This window comes from Desulfovibrio sp. DV (genome assembly GCF_001936595.1).
Taxonomy (GTDB): Bacteria; Desulfobacterota; Desulfovibrionia; order Desulfovibrionales; family Desulfovibrionaceae; genus Solidesulfovibrio.
On sequence record NZ_MLBG01000096.1, the window covers coordinates 1 to 18,349 of the forward strand.

Sequence of the window (18,349 nt, forward strand, 5' to 3'; positions counted from 1 at the left end):
TATCTTATTCTAGTTTCAGCATCCGTTTACACTTATAGCGGATTTTTCTAGCCATTAACTTCACGATAAGCGAGTAAGACAAGTACATAAAGTTAGGATTGCTGACTATTGCCGTATACATACTAGGATGAACCAATGATCGTGGAATTTTTTCTGCGCAAGGAACTTCGGAAAGCAATTTAGGATAGCGATCAACACACGACTTATTTACATACACACATATATTCTGCCTGTAGCATCTACATATTTTACTATTACTCCATATCTTACTACGCAAACAATCAACAGGCATGTAACCATATTCTTTAAAAATCCCGTCCCAATACTCAGGCCATTGTTCATTAATATGCGCATCACCGCCTTGTCCTGGAATTGCCGCAGAAAACAAGACAACATCACTTGTCTTCACTAACATCCCAATAAATTTTTTAGAATAGTTACTCGGTATATGCTCAGCGACCTCTAACGATATGGCGAGATCATACCTATTTACAACATCAAGGTCGTTTAGCAAATCTTGCGACACGAAATGGTCACTTGGTATGTGCAGCATATCATGACTCACACAGCCTCCGTCGACACCGAGGAAGTCTGTAATACCCAGGTCCATAAATACTTTTAGCCATGTACCTACACCGCACCCGATGTCTATAACACTCGTGGGGTTGACAAAATCAACAATCAGTGGAACAATTTCTCTTGCTGACGCCAAAGAGCCACTTTCCTGTTCAGAATAAAATTTTTTATCATACTGACTTAAGGACATTTATTTTCCTTTGCATCCAGGCGATTGTATTTAACATTCAAGCAACGAGGCGACACTCTCCATTAATCCTGAAATACATACGGACAAAACATATCAACGAAGCGCGGCCATTATTTCAATGATGGGAACATCACACTGATCATCTTAAAAAACTGCACACATCGACCATACGATTGCCATTAAGGCCATGCCACTTGTCGAAACACTTTGTCCGCTACCACACAACAAATCACTCAGCAACTAGGGTGCGTCACCCTAGCCGACGAGGCGTCGCCAAGGAAGCGGTCACCCCACCCTCGCACTGTTTCGCCCTGCCGCCGAAACCACTCTAAGCCCCTTCCCCCATGGCAGCGCAGTCCTTATCGGCTCACTGAAGCCATGCCGCCCTCTGCTCCAGCGCACCACCAAACGCCGTTTCGCAGCCAGCCGCCGGTGCCGGCGGGCGCTGCGCCGGACAGCCGAAGACGTGGCTCTGACCGGCCCCTTTGCGTGCTGCGTGTGCAATAAATAGGCGTTGTGCGCCCGGCCGTCTCTGGGGCAGGCCGCGGGAAGCGGCTTATCACAACCGCCAAGCGTTGCTTTTCCCGATACTTACGAGCACAAGTTGACTAGTACAAATAGCTCATGACATTCACACGGCAATCTTCTGCCCGTATCGTCTCAATAATTTCGAAGTCCTTATCATCGACATGATTTTCATCAAGAAGATCCACATCTTCAGCCGAGCAATATTTATTGTTTTTATCCATAATAATACGTACTTTTGGGCGTAATAAATTCAAATTGTTTTGCTCAACTACAATAGCCCGCTTCCCATTTGCCAATTCAACAATTGAACCGACCGGATATACTCCTAGAAACTTTATGAATTTGTCAACGAGCACCGGATTTAAAGCGGTACCCTTGAGATTAAACAAAATGCCAAGGGCTCTGTGGAGATCAATCCTTGGCTTGTATATCCTGTCGCTCGTCAGCGCGTCAAAGACATCAACGATACTGATGAGCATGGCCTGGTTGGATATTTCAGAAAATTTTAAATCATCAGGATAGCCGCCCCCGGAGAATTTTTCGTGGTGCTGCAACGTCGCCTTGCAAACGTCGGTCTGGTGGCGATGATCCGCCTTTAAAAGGCTATACCCGATCACCGGGTGTTTCTTCATTTCTTCAAACTCGGGCAGGGTCAATTTCCCCGGCTTATTCAAGATATCCTGGTCAATCAACATCTTGCCAATATCATGGAAGAGACCGGAAAGACCTATGATCTTGATATTCTCAGCGCCAAGACCAAGACATGTGGCAAATGCTATGGAGAAAATCGATACGTTCAAATTGTGCGTGTAGGTATACTTGTCATGCGTTTTCAGCTTGGATATGAATGTCAAACTATCAATATTATTGCAAATATTTCCAAACACCTCGTTGACGTACTCTTCAGATCGTTCAAGATTGATTTTTCGCTTCTCTCTTAAATCATCCAGAAAACTTTTCACATAGACCATTGAATTTCCGTAAACTACTTTTGCCTCCTCAATATCTTTCTTGATTGTTTTCAAACTCCTCACACCATGGATTTGGCACTCTTCTTTTGCCGAAACAATGTCATACGAACGTTCGATTAATTTTTTCTTTTCAGGAAATTCAACAAAATACTGCCCTTTATTCGAATCTATAAAAACATCAAGGTAGCCTTCTGAAACAATTCTATCAACCTGCGCCGCATCAACAACTTCGCCCTCTTCTGAAAAAACATGAGGATGCTCTGATCGCGACAAACCCGTTGAAACCACATACATTCCGGGTTTTAAACTTGTTGTGTATATTTTTCTTATCATAGATCACCAAACAGCCAAAATCAGGCTTCAAATCCGTCAGTGTGTTGCGTGACATTCATCAAGCAGCTCAACGAAAACCAAAGCCAGTTTAAAGCCTCTTTGCTCTGAGTAAAGAAAATGGAACAATTCCATATTAAATAGTTAACTAGCTGGCTGAAAATGCACGCTTTGCCGACAGCGCTGTCAATACCATGCACTCTTCGCCACTCTTGGCTGGCGTCTTCCCAGTATCACACCAAATAAACAACCAACAAGAATATTTTCTATTTTTATGCGGAGCTGCTTATACTTCGATTTATTCGGTAAATATAAACAATTGTCTCAGATAGCAACGCTCAAAAAAATGCACACAATATGGCTGCATTTGCAGCTGTAACTTGTTTTCCATAACAAAAAAAGAAGATTGGCGTGTCGAAATACTTGTCGACACAACCAACACGAAACACATCTGAAAATCTTTGGGGGTCATTACAGAAAAATTATAGAAGCCAGGGCGGGCGACAATCACGAGATGCTTGAAACCAAACGACTGTGCTTCCCATTATGCAGACTTTTACAGGAGCGACAACACTCCCAAGCCACCCGGCTAAGCACTGACTTGCCCGCCCCGCCCGGCTCACACCTCCGGGGCAAACATCCGCTCCACGTCCTCCCGGCATACCGGCCGCGAAAAGAGGAACCCCTGGCCGGCTTCGCAGGCAAAGCCGTTTAAGACGTCGGACTGCGTCTCAAGCTCAACACCCTCGGCCACGACATCGAGCCCCAGGCTGTGGGCCAGGGCCACCACCGCGCCGACGATCTTGCGGTTCTCGCTGCAATCAATGTCGCTGACAAAGGCCCGGTCCACCTTGAGGGTATCGATGGGGAAGCGTTGCAGATAGGACAGCGACGAATAGCCCGTGCCGAAATCATCGACCGACAGGCGAACGCCCAGGGCTTTGAGGCGTTTAAGGCGCAGGATCGACACCTCGGGGTTGTCCATGATGACCGTCTCGGTGATCTCCAGCTTGAGCGCCCTGGGGTCCATGCCGGTCGCCCGCAGGACACGCTCCACTTCCTCGACCAGCGTGGGCTGGGCCAACTGCTTGGCCGAGAGGTTCACACTCATGGACATGTCGCGCGTCTCGGGAAACCGGGCGTGCCAGGAAGCCATGGTCGTGCAGGCCTCGGTGAGCACCCACAGCCCAAGGGGCACGATAAGACCGGTATCCTCGGCCACGGGGATGAAATCCCCGGGCGGGGCCACGCCCTTGCCCGGCCGCCGCCAGCGCACCAAGGCCTCGAAACCGGTCATGCGCCGGTCGCAAAGGGCCAGGATGGGCTGGTAATCCAGAAAGAATTCCCCGCGCTTAAGCGCCAGACGCATGTCGTTTTCCAGGTCCATGAGCCGGATGGCGTCTTCGAGCATCCGGGTGTTGAAGACCTTGAAGCGGTTGCGCCCCTCGCTCTTGGCCCGGTGCAGGGCGATATTGGCGTTGCGAAGGAGCTCCTCGGGCTTGTCGTAGATGGCCGGGCTGACCACAATGCCCATGGAGGCCGTGACGTGCACGTCGTGGCCCGACAGCGGGAACACCTCGTTCATGGCGTTGCGGATGCGTTTCACGATACGCACGACTTCCCGATACGAGCCGGTCTCCTCCAGCACCAACACGAATTCGTCGCCGCCAAGCCGGGACACGGTGTCCAGGCTGCGCACGCAGTCCCGAAGCCGGCGGGACACAAATTCAAGCAGCCTGTCCCCCATGTGGTGGCCCAGGCTGTCGTTTATGACCTTGAAGCGGTCGAGATCGAGGAAAATGACGGCGTACTGGTAGTTGTCCCGGCGTTTGGAACGCTCCAGGGCCTGACGGATGCGGTCCAGGCACAGGCTGCGGTTGGGGAGCCCGGTCAGCGGGTCGTGAAAGGCCATGTGGGCCAACTGGCTTTCCAACTGCTTGCGGTCGGTGATGTCGGTCACGATGCCGCCGGCCAGACGCCGGGATTCATCCGGCCCCATGGGAAAAAGCGACACGAGCAGCGTCTTGTCCACCCCGCCGATGGCCACGGTGGTTTCCTTTTTCACCGGCTCGTTCCAGGCAATGACCCGGGAGGCGTCCCGGCAAAGCGAGGCGGCCAAATCAGCGGGCAACACCGCGTCCAGGGCCGCGCCGGCTTCCGGGATGCCGGGCAGCCCGAACATGCGGGCGCAGGCGGCATTGACCTGGCGCAGCCGGTCCTCGGCGTCGATGACCAGAAAGCCTTCGGCCGACAGGGCCAGATCGGCCTCGGGATGTTCGGGGCGCGGGCCGGAATTCTGGCAGGGCCGCACTTCGAGCAGGACGCGGGAAGCGCTGCCCGTCCCGGCCAGGGGCGTGGCGGTCACGGCCACGGGAAATTCGCCGCCTTCGGGGCGCAGGCAGCGGATGCGCACCCGGCCGGCTTCGCCGTTGCAGGCGGCGTCGAGCAGAGGCAGCAGCGTGGCCGAGTCGTGTACGGGAAATACGTCCTGGACCGGCCTGCCCCGGAAGGCTTCGGGACAGTGGCCAAAGAGCCGGGCCGCGGCGGGATTGATGTCGAGGACCATATCCTGGTCATCGAGCAGGCACAGGGCGGTTGGCGCAGCGGCAAAAATGGCCCGGCTGTCGGCCTCGCTTTGGCGCAGGGCCTCTTCGGCCCGCTTGCGGGCCAGCGTGCTCTCGATGGCCAGGATCAGGGCCTGGCTGTCGATGGGCAGGGGCAGACAGCAGCAGGGCAGGGCCTTTTTGGCCCGGGCCAGAATTTCGGGGTCGCTTGAGGGGGTGAGCAGGATGACCGGGATGCCGTGGCCATCGCGCAAGAGCTCGGCGGCATCCACTCCGTCGCAGGCTCCGGACAACAGCATACCCATAATGGCCACGTCCGGGCGCAACGAGTCGGCCGTTTCCAGGGCCTCGCGGCAGCTAAAGGCCGGTCCGAGGGTTTGGTAGCCATTCTCGCCCAGAAGCCGGGCCATGGCCGAAGCCGAGGCGCGGTCCCGTTCGACGATCAGGATGCGGGGCTGCGTCATGGGTCCCCCCCGTCGCTTGCGTCCCGGGACGCAAGGCGGCGTCCATCATTTCAAGTGGATGCAAACTACGCAAGGAAGTTGCCGGACGCAACAATTACCTCGGGCATGCCTGGCAGCCGATGGACAGGGGATTGTGGCAGATCAGTTGGTTGGAACCCAGAGCTTGATGGCCGAGCCTTTTTCGCCCTGGCGCTGGATCATGCGGAATTCATAGCGGGCCGTGCCGGCATCGAGGCGGAAGCTGGCCGTGCCGATGTTGCCGCGAACGTAACTCTGGAACCGGAACGCTTCACAGGATTCATCAAGGGCCTTGCCGGTCGCGTCAAAGGGAGCCATGCAGATCTTGAAATACGGCTGGGCCGTGTCGCCAACAAACATGGTGTCCATGCTGCTTGGCGGCTTGTTGATCAATTCCGCCGTGATCATCACTTCCTTGTATGGCACTTTCTGCAACGTCACCTTGCCGCCGCTGTCCTGGTAGCGTTCCTCGAACCGCTCCCGCTCCTTGATGTCCGTAACCTTGACGTAGTCGTTGCGAAGCGCCTTGTACTGGCCAAGCCCGATGGACTGGCCGGCGGCGGCAGCGGGGAAAACGCCAAGAAGCACGACCAGGGCCAGGAAGCGGATGGCGGCAGAGAGCATGGGCACTGTCCTTGTCCGTCGCCTCAGCCCTCGCGCCGGGGGGCGATGGGGAAGATGGCGAGCTTGAGGAAGTCGGTTTCGGTGATGATGCCGACCAACTCCCCATCTGAAACAACAGGCAGGCAACCGTATTTGTTGAAAATCATGGATTCCGCCGCCGTGCGCAGGGCCGTGTCCGGAGCAACCGTGACCACGTCGGTGCGCATGATTTCGCGAAGCGGCGTGCCACCGTCTTTTTTATGCTCCAGGGACAGCAGGTCACGCTGGGTGACCAGTCCCGACAGCCGCCCATCAGCATCCACCACCGGAATATGGCGGATGAAAAGCTCCTGCATAGCGGCCAAAGCGTCGGCCAGACAGTCGGTTTCCTTGAGGCAACGCAACTGGCTGGTCATGAGGTCGGCTACGATCATGCCGTGTTCTCCAGGCGGCGCGGATGGCAGACGATGCGCCGTATGGACAAATCCTTGCCGAAGAGCCGCTTCAAGTCAAGTCGGCGGCCCGCAGCGGGAAGATGCGCCCAGGCGAGGACCAGGCCTTGCGGCCGGGGGCCGCCTTCCGTAGTGTGGCGTATGGAGGGTCATATGCGGCTGCGGTGGAAATTCTTTCTGGTCCTGCTCGGCTTCAGTCTGGCGCCCATGGCGGTGCTGACGGGTTTTAACCGCAACCATGTGGAGAAGCTTGGCCGGGCCATTGCCGAAGAAGGCCGCACGGTCATGGAAGACGTGGTCAAAAACGAACTGCGCCAGACCGCTGAAGACTTCTCCCTGATCATCCGCCGCTCCAAAAGCGCCCTGGATTTCAGCCTGGGCATGACGGCGGCCGAGACCGAACGCATCCTTTATGCCCCGCCCCTGGGCCCGGTCCCGGTCCCGGCCGACGCGCCGCGCCCCGGCGTCTTCCTGCCGCCCGGCTCCAGGCCCGATGTCAGCCGCATCGAACGTCTGGCCGCCCTGGCCCCCACCATTGCCCTATTGCGCGAGGAACTCGGCGACATCGTGCTCTTTGCCGCCGTCACCCTGGAAGACGGGACCTACGTCACCTTTCCGGGCCGCCCGGCCCTGCCCCGGGACTACGATCCCCGGCACCGGCCCTGGTATCAGGCCGCCAAGGCCGCCTTTGACCCCAAAAAGCCCGGCTCGCCGGGCGTAGTCTGGAACGATCCGGCCGTGGACGCCGCCACCGGCAGCCTGACCGTGACCCTGTCGCGGCCGCTGGTTGCCCCGGGAGGAACCTTTGCCGGCGTGGCCAGCCTGGATGTGCCGCTGGACCGGATGCTCCAGGAGCAGGAAATCGCCTCCCAGTGGTCCGGGGCCATGCGCGCCTTTCTGGTGGCCCCGGCCCGCGACCCCGGGACCGGCGCGACGTCCCTGTACGTCTGGGCCAGACAGTCGGGCGGCGAGCACAGCCGGGACTGGAAAAGCGTGGTCAATTTCGAACGCCTGGCCTCCACCGACACCGCCGCCTTTGCCGCGCTGCTGGCCGCCATGGAACACAACCGTTCCGGGGTGGCCGATCTGTCCTATGGCGGCGAGCCGTCGCTCTGGGCCTTTGCCCGGCTGCTGCAAAGCGCCTCCCTGGTCATCATCGTGCCCAAGTCCATGCTCACGCCCCTGGCCGAACAGACCGGCCGGGAGATCCTGGCCGCCACCAACCAGATCGTGCGCCTGTCCGGGGCGGCCATGGCCGTTGTCCTTGTTGCCGTGGCCCTGGCCGCCTTTTTGAGCACGCGCACCTTCATCCGGCCGCTCATGGTCATGATTGACGCCTGGAAGCGCCTGGGCAGCGGCGATTTCACCGTCCACCTGGACGAACATTTGGGGGACGAACGCCAGTCGCTCATCAACGCCTTCAATGAAACCGTGCCGGTCCTGGCCGACCATGTGCGCCTGCAACGCTCCATGGAACTGGCCCAGGAGGTGCAGCAAAACCTCCTGCCGGCTGCGCCGCCGGAGATACCGGGCCTGGACGTGGCCGGGGTGTCGCTGTCGTGCGACGAGACTGGCGGGGACTATTTTGATTATCGGGCGGTTTCGCGCGACGGCGCGATCTGTCTGGACACGGCGGTTGGCGACGTCACCGGGCATGGCGTGCCTTCGGCCCTGCTCATGGCCACGGCCCGGGCCCTGCTCCTGGCCACCGAGGACAGCGAGACGCCGGCCGGCCGGGTTCGCCGGGCCAATCGGCTGCTGTGCCGCGACGTGGCCGATTCCGGCCGGTTCATGACCTTGCTGGCCATGGAGATCCGACCCGGGGCCGGGGTGGCCCGCTATGTCCGGGCCGGCCACGATCCGGCCCTGCTCTACGACCCGGCACAGGACACTTTTGATGAATGGCCGGGCGTGGGCCTGCCCCTTGGCATCGAGCCGGACTATGCCTACGCCGAGTATGCCATGCCCTTTGCCACACCCGGCCTGGTGCTGCTCCTTGGCACCGACGGCATCTGGGAAGCCCGCAACGAGGCCGGCGAGATGTATGGCAAGACGCGTCTTCGCCAGGTCATCCGCCGTTCGGCCGGGCTGCCGGCAGCCGGGATGGTGTCGGCGGTGCTGGCCGATCTGGCCGCATTTCGCGGCGAGCGCCGCCAGGAAGACGACGTGACCCTGGTCGTGGTCGTCCGGGCCTGATCACAAGGCCCCCTGCCCGGAATGCGCCCTGAATCCGGCTGGTTGCCCGCCAGGGCCTCCGGCCGGCCGGGAAGCCCTGCCCAACCTGCCTAGCTTCCGGTCCTGGAACGGCCTTCCAACAGCGTCACCACGATGTCGCGGCGTTTGCCGATCTTTTCAGCCTCGACCATACTCGGCACGGCCACGTCGATGGTGCGGCGATGGCGCTGGTGCATGGTGTCTTCGATGATGAAAACGCCCAGGCCCTCGATGTGGACCTTGTCGCCGAAACTCCAGCCCGAACGCAGCAGATCGCGCGACACGGCCACGATCCCCGGCCGGATGCGCGTCCCGATGGCCGTGCCGGATTTGGTGCCCCGGCCGCCGTTTTCCCGGGGGGCCGGCGTGTAGGCCGTCACCGTGGCGGCTATGCGGTTTCGTGAGGATTTGTTTCTCGAAGAAACTTCTTTTCCGGTCGAGGCGTTGGCCGTGGCGGCGAAAAGGAATACAGCAAAGAAGACTGTAATGACTCTCATGGAATGAACACCTCCATGCAGTGTTGCAGACTTTGACCACTGTGAAAAATAATGCAGTCAAAGTGTCCCGAATGCATGATCCTGAGGGCGGCGGTCATGGATCGAAGGGGGGTTGGTGATGCGAAGAATACTCTCGGAGATGAAGTGAGCCGCGAGGAAGATACGGAGTAGTTCTCGTGCCGTTATGAGGGGCGCTTCCTAGTAAAGCTGCCGGGAGATGTCAACCCGAAACCAGCTGTTTCGCGTTGTCTGAATTATTTTTTAATATTGCGTTTAAAATGATTTATTTCAGATAAATACGATACAAAAACCAGTGAATCACCGCCACTGCCGCTCAGTTTTTTCACCCCGGACAGCGGCCTGGATTTCCGAGTAACCATGTGTGATTTTAGGACTTGCCGCGTCCGGCCCCCGACCCTTGCGTCAAGGCCCGCTCCCGGCTACGGTAAAGGGCCGCGCCGGTGGGTTGTTTCGACCGCGCGCCAAAGGAACCGCCCATGACCATAACCCGCGCCACACCTGTCCTTATGGTCGAAGACGTGGGCCGCACCGTGGCCTTTTACTGCGACGTCCTGGGCTTTGCCTTCGTCGTCGGCGTGGTCGAGGCCGGCCGCGAAACCGTGACCACCCGGCCCGCCCCCGGCCCCATGGCCTTTGCCCTGGTGGAATACGGCCAGGCCCGGTTCATGTTCGAGACCCGCGCCGCCCTGGCCGGCGAACTGCCCCGGTTTGCCGAAACCAAGGTCGGCGGTTCGCTCATCCTGTACCTCGACTGCACCGATCTCGACGGCCTCTACGCCCGCCTAAGCGAACACGCGCCCTTTCTCAAAGCGCCCCACAATACCTTTTACGGCACCCGCGAATGCAGCTTTCAGGACCCCAACGGCTATGTCCTGACCTTCGCCGAAGCCGTCGCCAAAACCACAACAACCCCGGAGACGCCCGCATGACCCTGTCTGCCGAACTTTTCGCCAAGGCCCAGACCCTCATCCCCGGCGGCGTCAACAGCCCGGTCCGCGCCTGCCGCAGCGTGGGCTGCGACCCGCTGTTCATTGCCTCGGCCGCCGGCTCCAAAATGACCACCGTGGAAGGCCGGGAGATGATCGATTACGTCATGTCCTGGGGGCCGATGCTCCTTGGCCACTGCGACCCCGACGTCACGGCCGCCATCTTCGAGGCCGTGCCCAAGGGTGTCAGCTACGGCGCACCCTGCGCCGCCGAAGTGGCCCTGGCCGAGGCCGTTGTCGCCGCCGTGCCCGGCATCGACATGGTGCGCATGGTCAACTCCGGCACCGAAGCCACCATGAGCGCCGTGCGTCTGGCCCGGGGCTACACCGGCAAATCCATGATCGTGAAGTTCGAGGGCTGCTACCACGGCCACTCCGACGGCTTCCTGGCCGCTGCCGGCTCCGGTCTGGCCACCTTCTGCATCCCCGGCACCCCGGGCGTGCCGGCCGACACCGTGCGCCACACCCTGCTTGCCCCCTACAATGATCTGGCCGCGGTCAAGGCCCTCTTCGAGGCCCGGCCGGACATCGCCGCCGTCATCGTCGAACCCGTGGCCGGCAACATGGGTCTTGTCCCTCCCGCTCCCGGCTTCCTCGAGGGTCTGCGCGAACTGACCAGCGCCCACGGCGCAATCCTCATTTTCGACGAGGTCATCACCGGCTTCCGTCTGGCCTACGGCGGCGCCCAGAGCGTCTACGGCATCGACCCGGACCTGACGTGCCTGGGCAAGATCATCGGCGGCGGCCTGCCTGTCGGGGCCTACGGCGGCAAGCGCCACATCATGGAGCGCATCGCCCCCTGCGGCGACGTCTACCAGGCCGGCACGCTCTCGGGGAATCCGCTGGCCATGGCCGCCGGCCTGGCCACGCTTACAAAGCTCAAAACCGCCGACTACGCCGGCCTGACCGAGCGCACCAAGGCCCTGGCCGAAGAAATGGCCGCCATCCTGCGCTCCAAGGGCGCGCCGGTGACGCTCACCCATATCGCCTCGCTTTTTACCCTCTTTTTCTGCGACGGCCCGGTCACCAACTTCGACGAGGCCAAAAAAGGCGACGCCGCCCGCTACGCCAGCTTCTATAACCAGATGCGCGAGGCCGGCATCATCCTGGCCCCCTCGGCCTACGAATGCGCCTTCACCTCGTTTGCCCACTCCGAAGACGATTACGCCCGCACCCTCGACGCCGTGCGCGGGGTGAAGTTTTAGGGGACGGAAGAGGAAACGGGGCGCTGCCCCGAACCCCGCCGGGGGGGATCATCCCCCCCGGACCCCCTGGGCGGGGAAAATTTGGCGTGGCAGGTGAAGAGGCAGGGTGCGGTGGTTCCGAAAAAGACTGATGGGCAAAAGCCGCCGGCCAAGGCCGGCTTTACGCCGCCGCCCGCCCGGTTTGCCGCCTTCCAGCCCGATGCCCTGGAAATCCTGGCCGTGCCGACGCCGGTGCGCTACCGCACCACCCTCTATCTGCTCCTGGCCTTTGTCCTTGCCGCCCTGCTCTTTGCCTGTCTGGCCCAGGTCGACCGCATCGTCATTGCCCCGGGCCGGCTCGTCTCGGCCCGAAAAAACCTCACCGTCGCCCCCATGGAAACCGCTGTCGTGCGCGAGGTCTATGTCTCGGCCGGCCAGACCGTGGCCAAGGGCGACGCACTCATTGCCCTGGATCCCACCTTTGCCGAGGCCGGACTGTCCGAGCGCGGCAAGGACCGGGCCGCCCTGGCCGCCAAGGTCTGGCGGCTTCGCTGCGAACTGGCCGGCGAGTGCAAGCCGCCGCCGGAGCTCTCCCCGGCCGATCTGGCCCTGGAACGGGACGTCTACGAGGCCCGCCGCCGGGAGTTTGTCGCCAGGCTCGACACGCTCAGCCAAAAGCTGCGTGAACTGTCCGCCAAACTGGCCACCAACACCGCCGAAGCAGCCAAGCACAAAAAGCAGATCGCCCTGGCCCGCGACCTGGAACGCATGTACGGCGATATCTATAATCAGGGAGCCAGCTCCAAGGTCGAATACATGAAGGCCCAAAGCAGCCGCATCGAGGCCGAGGGCCAGTTGACCAAGCTGCAAAACGAGGCCCTGGAACTGCGCGAGACCCTGGCCCGGTCCGAAGCGGAAAAACGCGATTTCACCGAGAACTGGAAGGCCGAGACGGCCAAGGAACTGTCCGCCACCTCCCGGGAGCTGTCCGGAGCCGAGGAACGCGAGCGCAAGGCCGAACGGCTGCGCGAACTGGTCGTCTTGCGCGCCCCCGAAGCCGGCATCGTCCTTGACGTGTCCGCCCGCTCGGCCGGGTCGGTGGCCCAGCAGGGCGACACGCTGTTAACTATCGTGCCAAGCGGCGAGGATATTCTGGTCGAGGCCGAGGTGGCCGCCCAGGACATCGGGCTGGTGCGACCCGGCGACACGGTGCGCGTCAAGTTCGAGGCCTTCCCCTACCAGCGCCACGGCGTGGCCGAAGCCAAACTCGCCACGGTCAGCCCCGACGCCTTTGAAAAGAACACGGCTGAGGGCCAGCGCCTTTTTTACCGGGTGCGCGCTGCCCTTGCCGACGTGCATCTGACTGCCGTGCCGCCCGATTTCCGCCTGTTTCCCGGCATGACGCTCACCGCCGAAATCAAGGTGGGCCGGCGTCGGGTCATCACCTATCTGCTCTATCCGCTGCTCAAAACCTTTGACGAAAGCCTGCGCGAACCCTAGCCGCGCCGGGCCTGTGGAGACGCCATGACCGAGGAAGTGTTCGCCGACGGCATTTTGGGCATCGGCTACGGCAAGGGAGCCGTGCGCATCGATTTCTTCGGCCTGTCCGCCGACGCCGTGGACGCCAAGGGCCAGCCGGCCAAGGAACGCCGCCAACGCATCGTCATGACCACCGAAGGCTTTGTCGAGGCCTTCACCCTGCTCTCCGGGGTCATGGACAAGCTGCAAGCCCAGGGCCTCGTGCGCCGCCAGACCGCCGCCGCAGCCCCGTCAGCCGATACCCCAACCGGCGGCGAGGCCAGCCCGAGCCCCAATTTCTGACCACCATTGCGCCGCTTCGCACCGGTATGCCTTGACATGGAACCGGCCTGTGTTTGAATGACGCACAAAGACCGGCAGGCCAGAGCCTTTCGGGAGGGGCACGGGCGGCATGGAAGAACGCAATATCACTATCTCCGAGCGGGTGCTTGGCCTGCTGCATCGTATGCCTGCCTTCGCCGGCCTCTCCGATAGCCAGATCACGTCCCTTTTCGTCGACAAGGGCCTGCGCTACCGGGAATACCGGGCCGGCGAGACCATCATCCGGGAAGGCGACCACGACAGCTGGGTCTATTCCCTCATCTCCGGCCAGGCCCGCGTGCTGGCCCAGGAAGCCGAGGTGGCCGTGCTCACCACCTACGGCGAAATTTTCGGCGAGATGGGACCGCTGCGCGGCCGGCCGCGCAATGCCTCGGTGGTGGCCCAGACCAACCTTGCCTGCTTCGCCATCGACCTCTCCATCTTCGACCGTATGCCCCCGGACGAACGCAAACAAGCCAGCCGGCTGTTTGAGGAAGTGATCAGCGACGTGGTCCACGACCGCCTGTCGCGGGCCAACCTCGACGCCGCCGCCCTGCGCCGCGATCTGGCCATGGCCGACGCGGCCCTGACCGGCGTGCGCGCCCAGGTGCGCGACCTCGAAAGCCGCATCGTGGCCCTGACCCGCGAGAACCAGGACCTGCGCCGCCAGTGCGGGAAAGAATAAAGGAAGAGGCAGGGGCGCTGCCCCTGCACCCCGCCAAGAGAGGCGCCGCCTCTCCTGGACCTCTCCGCCGGGGGGATGATCCCCCCGGACCCCCTCGATGGGGGTGGTGGGGAGATGGTCGGACGGACGGGACTATTGTGGCGGGCGGGATCAGGATTGTGGGCGAGAGCCGGGGAGCGGGGAGGAAAGGTTGCTATGACAGGTGTTTTTGCCCCGACCTGGCTGACCGAACACAATTCCTACCGCGTGGCCGCCTGGGCCGAGGCCTGTTCGTTCCCGAAAACAGCAGACGAATTGATCGCAGCATTGCAGGAGTCTGTTGGAGAACGCATCGTCCTGCTCGGCCACGGCTGCAACATCATACTTACCCGAAATCATTACGATGCATCGTTCCGCTTTGTGAGCACCAAGGGCCTGGACATGCTTGCTGTCCTTGCAGACGGCGTTGTCAAGGCCGCTGCCGGCACACGGTTGCGCGACGTCTGCCGGGCCGCAGCCAAAGCCGGCCTGTCCGGCCTGGAACACGTGTGGGACATCCCCGGCAGCATCGGCGGCGCGGCCTACATGAACGCCGGAGCCTACGGCGCGTCGTTTTACGACGTGGTGGAGTCGGTGGAGGTTTTTTATCCGGCAACGGGCGAAAGGGCTGTTTTATCGCGGAAACAATGCCGCCCATCCTACCGGCTGACCGCCTTCCAGGGTACGGACACGGTGATCTTGGGTGTCACGCTGCGCCTGCCCCCGGCCGAACCGGCTGTAATCCTGCATGAAATGGGCCGTATCGGTAAACTGCGCCGCAGCAAGCTCCCCTACAATCTCCCGAGCGCCGGCAGCGTCTTTCGCCGCCCCGAAGCCGCGCCCCCCATCGGCCAGATCATGGAAGAAGCGGGATTAAAGGGGTTTACCATCGGCGGCGCGCAAATATCGCCCCGCCACGCCGGCATCATCGTCAACGCCGGCGCTGCCACCGGAGCCGATATTCTGGCCGTCATCGAGGAAATGCGGCAAGCCGCCCGGGAGCGCTATGGCGTAGAGTTGGTGTTGGAGCAGGTAGTGGTATAATCAAGACTTGTGATTGCCTATCGCAGTCCATTAAATCGCAAGCCGACATTTCAAATCTTAATTCCCGTAGACATCAGAATAGATGCCCACAACCACAAAAAAAGCTCCTGCAATTGCCGTCGCAATGAGCCATCTCTTTGCATTTCTTTCTTTGGCAACTGCCTTCTCGTAATTTCCTGAATTCATTGATGCAACAGCTTGAGATGCATACACTGTGGCTATCATCCCAAAAGGGAAAAACCAAAAAATTCCAATTACACACCACAAACAGTATTTTTGGTAGATTTTGTTACAAGTAGATATTTGGCAATTTTGCAGAGACATGACAGCAGTCTTACTATTTTTTCCTGCAAAATCAGACTCTCTGCTTTGCTCGTTTGGCGGTGTTAATTCTTTCGCTGACAATTGCTCTTTTATACTATCGCATATTTTTCTAAAATGTTTTTGGTACGCGGTATCCGAGTATTTGTCAGGCAGTCCCAAGCCTAAGTTATCAACAAAATCAATAACAACATGGGTTTAACCACCACCATTGATAATTTCAATCCGAAGTTTCGTCGGAAGTTGAAATTTACTTAATTCGCTTGCATACCAGACACCAATCAGTCTCGTCAAAAGCCTACTGCCCAAGATTACTACAACAACCCCGTCGGATGACTGGACAATCTCCCCACGGTTATTTTTGACTACCCTACCAATATTTTCAATTATTGAAACAGTACCCTGTTGCGTCACCAGCGTGACGCTCATGCGATAAAGCATGATGCACCTCTTGCTGTCAGTCGCATCTGCTAGGCAGTTTCACTCGTCCACCACTCCCCCCACGCCGTCCGCGCCCGCTCCGGGTAGGCCATCTTCCTGTTCGCCTTCTTCATCCGCTCCCCAAGGGGCGGCGTCAGGCCGACATTGCCGCCAGCCGGCTGGACTCTCTTGGCCAGGGTGCATGGGTGCTTGGACAACGCCCTGAGGCCGTGATCTTCCCTGCTTGTACGAGCAATCCGGGCTTTTTGGCTGCAACCCCTCTATCAGTTCCCAAAATGTGCCGTCTGAAAGTCCGATCAGCCCGACTCGCAGCAGCGTACCTGTAGACGTCTTGCGGGGACAGGCAAGGCAATTTCTGCATATGGCATTACTTTTGCTACAATTTTGGGCATCGCCCCTTCAACGGGAGAATTTTACCCATGTCTGATACCTCCTATCGAATCGATCTGGCCTCCGTGAAGCCCCTCGCTGCCACGCTCAAAGCCGTGTCGTTGGCCGAAGCGCCCGAGGACCTTTTTCAAATGGTCATGACCGCCAAGCAGGCCATGCTCGAACAGCAATATTCACAGATTCCAGATATATCAAGAAATCCGACCTACGCGCAGTATGCCAGCGTCGTCGTCAATGGAAAGGTGGTCGCAAAAATCGACAACCACGGATTCGTGGAGACAGCGAATGCAACGGCCGGACCGTGCGCCGACGCCATCAAAGAGGCGGACGCCGGTTCGAGGGGTTCAAGCGGCCCCGAGCTCGCCCAAGCCAGGGCGGAAAAAATTGCCGAGGCCATGCACGGCACGATCGTCAAGGCTCCAACAGCGATGACCCAGCGCGCGTTCGATGCAACGGCTCAACCCCAAGCGACCGTCAATTACGAGGCCATGCGGCGCGACCCGGAGTACGCGCAAATTGAACAACTGAAAAAAGCCCACGCCGCATTTCTCGCCCAACAGATGGAGCAACAAGACAGCGTGGCGTAAAGCGTTCTTCGAAACATATCGCTACGACGCAGTGCGGGACGCAGCAGACAGCGTGCGTCTTTCGGCCCGGCCGGGACGGTGCGGTTGGCTACAGATGTGCCAACCACTCCCCCCACGCCGCCCGTGCCCGCTCGGGGTAGGCCATCTTCCGGTTCGCCTTCTTCATCCGCTCTTCCAGCGGCGGCGTCAGACCAAAATTGACGTTGCTCGGCTGGAATTTCTTGGCCGGCGTGCGCAGGTGATTGAGTAACGCCCCAAGTGACGTCACTTGCGGCGGCGGGGCAATATCCACGCCCCTGGCGATCTTCGCCCCAAGCTGCGTACCAAGCCACAGGCCGCAGGCCGCCGACTCCACATAGCCTTCCACACCCGTGATCTGGCCGGCCAGATAAACGCCCGGTCGGGCCACAAGTTCCAAACGCTCGTTTAACACCTTGGGCGCATTGACAAACGTATTGCGGTGGATGCTGCCCAGGCGCGTGAATTCCGCGGCGTGCAGGGCCGGGATCAGCCGGAACACCCGCTCCTGTTCGCCATAGGCCAGCTTGGTCTGAAAACCGACCAGATTGAGCGTGCTGCGCTCTTTATTCTCCGGACGCAACTGCACCACCGCATAGGGCCAGCGGTCCGTGCGCGGATCGGTCAGCCCGACCGGCTTCATCGGGCCGAACGTCAGGGTGCGCTCGCCGCGCTCGGCCATGGTCTCGATGGGCAGACAACCCTCGAAATGCAGCTCTTTTTCAAATTCCCGGCTCGGCACTTTGCGCGCGGCAAGGAGCGCCTCCAGAAACACCATGTACTCGTCTTTCGTCAGCGGACAGTTGAGGTAGTCGCCCTCCCCTTCCTGCCAGCGCGAGGCCCAAAACGCCTTGTCCATGTCCACGGAATCGGTCGCCACAATGGGCGCGATGGCGTCGTAAAAATACAGGCCCTCGCCGCCGATGGTTTCAAGCAGGCTGGCTGCCATGCGCTCGGAAGCCAGCGGCCCGGCCGCCACCACCACGGCCTCGAAACCAGCCAGGGCCGGATCGGTCAGGCCCATGATCTCGCGGCGAACCAGCGTCACCAGCGCTTCGGCCTCGATGCGCGCGGTCATGGCCTCGCTAAAAAGCTCGCGGTTGACGGCCAAAGCCTTGCCCGCCGGCACGGCCGTCTCCCGGGCCGCGGCAATGACCGCGCTGCCAAGCTCGGCCATCTCCACCTTTAAAAGCCCCACCGCCGTCACCGGCTCATCGGAACGCAGCGAATTGGAACACACCAGCTCCGCCAGCCCCGGACTGACATGGGCCGGGGAATACAAAGCCGGCTTGCACTCAAATATCGTCGAGGCAACGCCCGCCCGAGCCAAGGCAAGAGCACATTCACAACCCGCCAACCCGCCGCCGATAATCGCTATGGACATGGTTTAACTCCGTGGGGATGGAAA

Annotated in this window: 17 protein-coding genes; 8 read left to right on the forward strand and 9 right to left on the reverse strand. The window is 60.1% G+C overall.

All coding sequences use genetic code 11. The features are described from left to right. Positions 1–4 precede the first annotated feature (4 nt). The 5 genes from DVDV_RS17140 to DVDV_RS17160 all read right to left on the reverse strand — a co-directional run bounded on the left by DVDV_RS17140 (position 5) and on the right by DVDV_RS17160 (position 6,678). Positions 5–766, reverse strand: coding sequence for a methyltransferase domain-containing protein (locus DVDV_RS17140; protein ID WP_075355843.1), 762 nt, complete (start codon positions 764–766; stop codon positions 5–7). A 608-nt stretch (positions 767–1,374) separates the two neighbouring features. After that, on the reverse strand, positions 1,375–2,598 hold the full coding sequence (locus tag DVDV_RS17145; protein WP_075355844.1) for an HD-GYP domain-containing protein: 1,224 nt from the start codon (positions 2,596–2,598) through the stop codon (positions 1,375–1,377). 616 nt (positions 2,599–3,214) lie between these two features. Further along, a complete protein-coding gene (locus DVDV_RS17150) occupies positions 3,215–5,623 on the reverse strand; it encodes an EAL domain-containing protein (protein ID WP_075355845.1) in 2,409 nt (802 codons plus the stop codon). Positions 5,624–5,764: 141 nt separating this feature from the next. Next, positions 5,765–6,265: a hypothetical protein gene (locus DVDV_RS17155; RefSeq protein WP_075355846.1), complete on the reverse strand. Its 501-nt coding sequence runs from the start codon at positions 6,263–6,265 to the stop codon at positions 5,765–5,767. Between the two features lie 23 nt (positions 6,266–6,288). Further along, complete coding sequence (locus DVDV_RS17160; RefSeq protein ID WP_075355847.1) at positions 6,289–6,678, reverse strand: CBS domain-containing protein; 390 nt, start codon at positions 6,676–6,678, stop codon at positions 6,289–6,291. A 171-nt stretch (positions 6,679–6,849) separates the two neighbouring features. On the opposite strand from DVDV_RS17160, the gene DVDV_RS17165 reads away from it, so the two are divergent. Then, positions 6,850–8,892 carry a SpoIIE family protein phosphatase gene (locus tag DVDV_RS17165; RefSeq protein ID WP_075355848.1) on the forward strand — a complete coding sequence of 681 codons (2,043 nt, stop codon included), beginning with the start codon at positions 6,850–6,852 and terminating at the stop codon, positions 8,890–8,892. Positions 8,893–8,981: 89 nt separating this feature from the next. On the opposite strand, the gene DVDV_RS17170 is transcribed toward DVDV_RS17165, so the two are convergent. Next, positions 8,982–9,407: a 3D domain-containing protein gene (locus DVDV_RS17170; RefSeq protein ID WP_075355849.1), complete on the reverse strand. Its 426-nt coding sequence runs from the start codon at positions 9,405–9,407 to the stop codon at positions 8,982–8,984. Positions 9,408–9,904: 497 nt separating this feature from the next. Between DVDV_RS17170 and DVDV_RS17175 the strand changes: the two genes are divergently transcribed. From DVDV_RS17175 to murB, 6 genes are all read left to right on the forward strand, one after another. After that, positions 9,905–10,357: a VOC family protein gene (locus DVDV_RS17175; protein WP_075355850.1), complete on the forward strand. Its 453-nt coding sequence runs from the start codon at positions 9,905–9,907 to the stop codon at positions 10,355–10,357. Next, complete coding sequence (gene hemL, locus DVDV_RS17180) at positions 10,354–11,619, forward strand: glutamate-1-semialdehyde 2,1-aminomutase (RefSeq protein WP_075355851.1); 1,266 nt, start codon at positions 10,354–10,356, stop codon at positions 11,617–11,619. The genes DVDV_RS17175 and hemL overlap by 4 nt, the downstream gene beginning before the upstream one ends. Before the next feature lie 111 nt (positions 11,620–11,730). Then, the gene (locus DVDV_RS17185; RefSeq protein WP_075355852.1) at positions 11,731–13,098 is read left to right on the forward strand and encodes an HlyD family type I secretion periplasmic adaptor subunit; all 1,368 of its coding nucleotides are present in this window, start codon (positions 11,731–11,733) and stop codon (positions 13,096–13,098) included. Positions 13,099–13,122: 24 nt separating this feature from the next. Next, on the forward strand, positions 13,123–13,419 hold the full coding sequence (locus tag DVDV_RS17190) for a hypothetical protein (protein WP_075355853.1): 297 nt from the start codon (positions 13,123–13,125) through the stop codon (positions 13,417–13,419). 109 nt (positions 13,420–13,528) lie between these two features. Then, the gene (locus DVDV_RS17195) at positions 13,529–14,122 is read left to right on the forward strand and encodes a cyclic nucleotide-binding domain-containing protein (protein ID WP_075355854.1); all 594 of its coding nucleotides are present in this window, start codon (positions 13,529–13,531) and stop codon (positions 14,120–14,122) included. 195 nt (positions 14,123–14,317) lie between these two features. Further along, the gene (murB, locus tag DVDV_RS17200) at positions 14,318–15,184 is read left to right on the forward strand and encodes a UDP-N-acetylmuramate dehydrogenase (protein WP_075355855.1); all 867 of its coding nucleotides are present in this window, start codon (positions 14,318–14,320) and stop codon (positions 15,182–15,184) included. 57 nt (positions 15,185–15,241) lie between these two features. On the opposite strand, the gene DVDV_RS17205 is transcribed toward murB, so the two are convergent. After that, positions 15,242–15,589, reverse strand: a complete 348-nt coding sequence (locus DVDV_RS17205; protein ID WP_139311654.1) for a CD225/dispanin family protein — start codon at positions 15,587–15,589, stop codon at positions 15,242–15,244. 114 nt (positions 15,590–15,703) lie between these two features. After that, the gene (locus tag DVDV_RS22445; protein ID WP_139311655.1) at positions 15,704–15,946 is read right to left on the reverse strand and encodes a hypothetical protein; all 243 of its coding nucleotides are present in this window, start codon (positions 15,944–15,946) and stop codon (positions 15,704–15,706) included. 419 nt (positions 15,947–16,365) lie between these two features. On the opposite strand from DVDV_RS22445, the gene DVDV_RS17210 reads away from it, so the two are divergent. Continuing rightward, positions 16,366–16,923 (forward strand): hypothetical protein, encoded by a 558-nt coding sequence (locus DVDV_RS17210; protein WP_075355857.1) that lies wholly within the window; start codon positions 16,366–16,368, stop codon positions 16,921–16,923. 88 nt (positions 16,924–17,011) lie between these two features. On the opposite strand, the gene trmFO is transcribed toward DVDV_RS17210, so the two are convergent. Continuing rightward, positions 17,012–18,325 carry a methylenetetrahydrofolate--tRNA-(uracil(54)-C(5))-methyltransferase (FADH(2)-oxidizing) TrmFO gene (trmFO, locus tag DVDV_RS17215; protein WP_075355858.1) on the reverse strand — a complete coding sequence of 438 codons (1,314 nt, stop codon included), beginning with the start codon at positions 18,323–18,325 and terminating at the stop codon, positions 17,012–17,014. Between the last annotated feature and the right edge of the window lie 24 nt (positions 18,326–18,349).

Coding starts and splice junctions, on each gene's coding strand:
- DVDV_RS17140 (WP_075355843.1), bottom strand. CDS start 766: ATGTCCTTAAGTCAGTATGATAAAAAATTTTATTCTGAACAGGAAAGT.
- DVDV_RS17145 (WP_075355844.1), bottom strand. CDS start 2,598: ATGATAAGAAAAATATACACAACAAGTTTAAAACCCGGAATGTATGTG.
- DVDV_RS17150 (WP_075355845.1), bottom strand. CDS start 5,623: ATGACGCAGCCCCGCATCCTGATCGTCGAACGGGACCGCGCCTCGGCT.
- DVDV_RS17155 (WP_075355846.1), bottom strand. CDS start 6,265: ATGCTCTCTGCCGCCATCCGCTTCCTGGCCCTGGTCGTGCTTCTTGGC.
- DVDV_RS17160 (WP_075355847.1), bottom strand. CDS start 6,678: ATGATCGTAGCCGACCTCATGACCAGCCAGTTGCGTTGCCTCAAGGAA.
- DVDV_RS17165 (WP_075355848.1), top strand. CDS start 6,850: ATGCGGCTGCGGTGGAAATTCTTTCTGGTCCTGCTCGGCTTCAGTCTG.
- DVDV_RS17170 (WP_075355849.1), bottom strand. CDS start 9,407: ATGAGAGTCATTACAGTCTTCTTTGCTGTATTCCTTTTCGCCGCCACG.
- DVDV_RS17175 (WP_075355850.1), top strand. CDS start 9,905: ATGACCATAACCCGCGCCACACCTGTCCTTATGGTCGAAGACGTGGGC.
- hemL (WP_075355851.1), top strand. CDS start 10,354: ATGACCCTGTCTGCCGAACTTTTCGCCAAGGCCCAGACCCTCATCCCC.
- DVDV_RS17190 (WP_075355853.1), top strand. CDS start 13,123: ATGACCGAGGAAGTGTTCGCCGACGGCATTTTGGGCATCGGCTACGGC.
- DVDV_RS17195 (WP_075355854.1), top strand. CDS start 13,529: ATGGAAGAACGCAATATCACTATCTCCGAGCGGGTGCTTGGCCTGCTG.
- murB (WP_075355855.1), top strand. CDS start 14,318: ATGACAGGTGTTTTTGCCCCGACCTGGCTGACCGAACACAATTCCTAC.
- DVDV_RS22445 (WP_139311655.1), bottom strand. CDS start 15,946: ATGCTTTATCGCATGAGCGTCACGCTGGTGACGCAACAGGGTACTGTT.
- DVDV_RS17210 (WP_075355857.1), top strand. CDS start 16,366: ATGTCTGATACCTCCTATCGAATCGATCTGGCCTCCGTGAAGCCCCTC.
- trmFO (WP_075355858.1), bottom strand. CDS start 18,325: ATGTCCATAGCGATTATCGGCGGCGGGTTGGCGGGTTGTGAATGTGCT.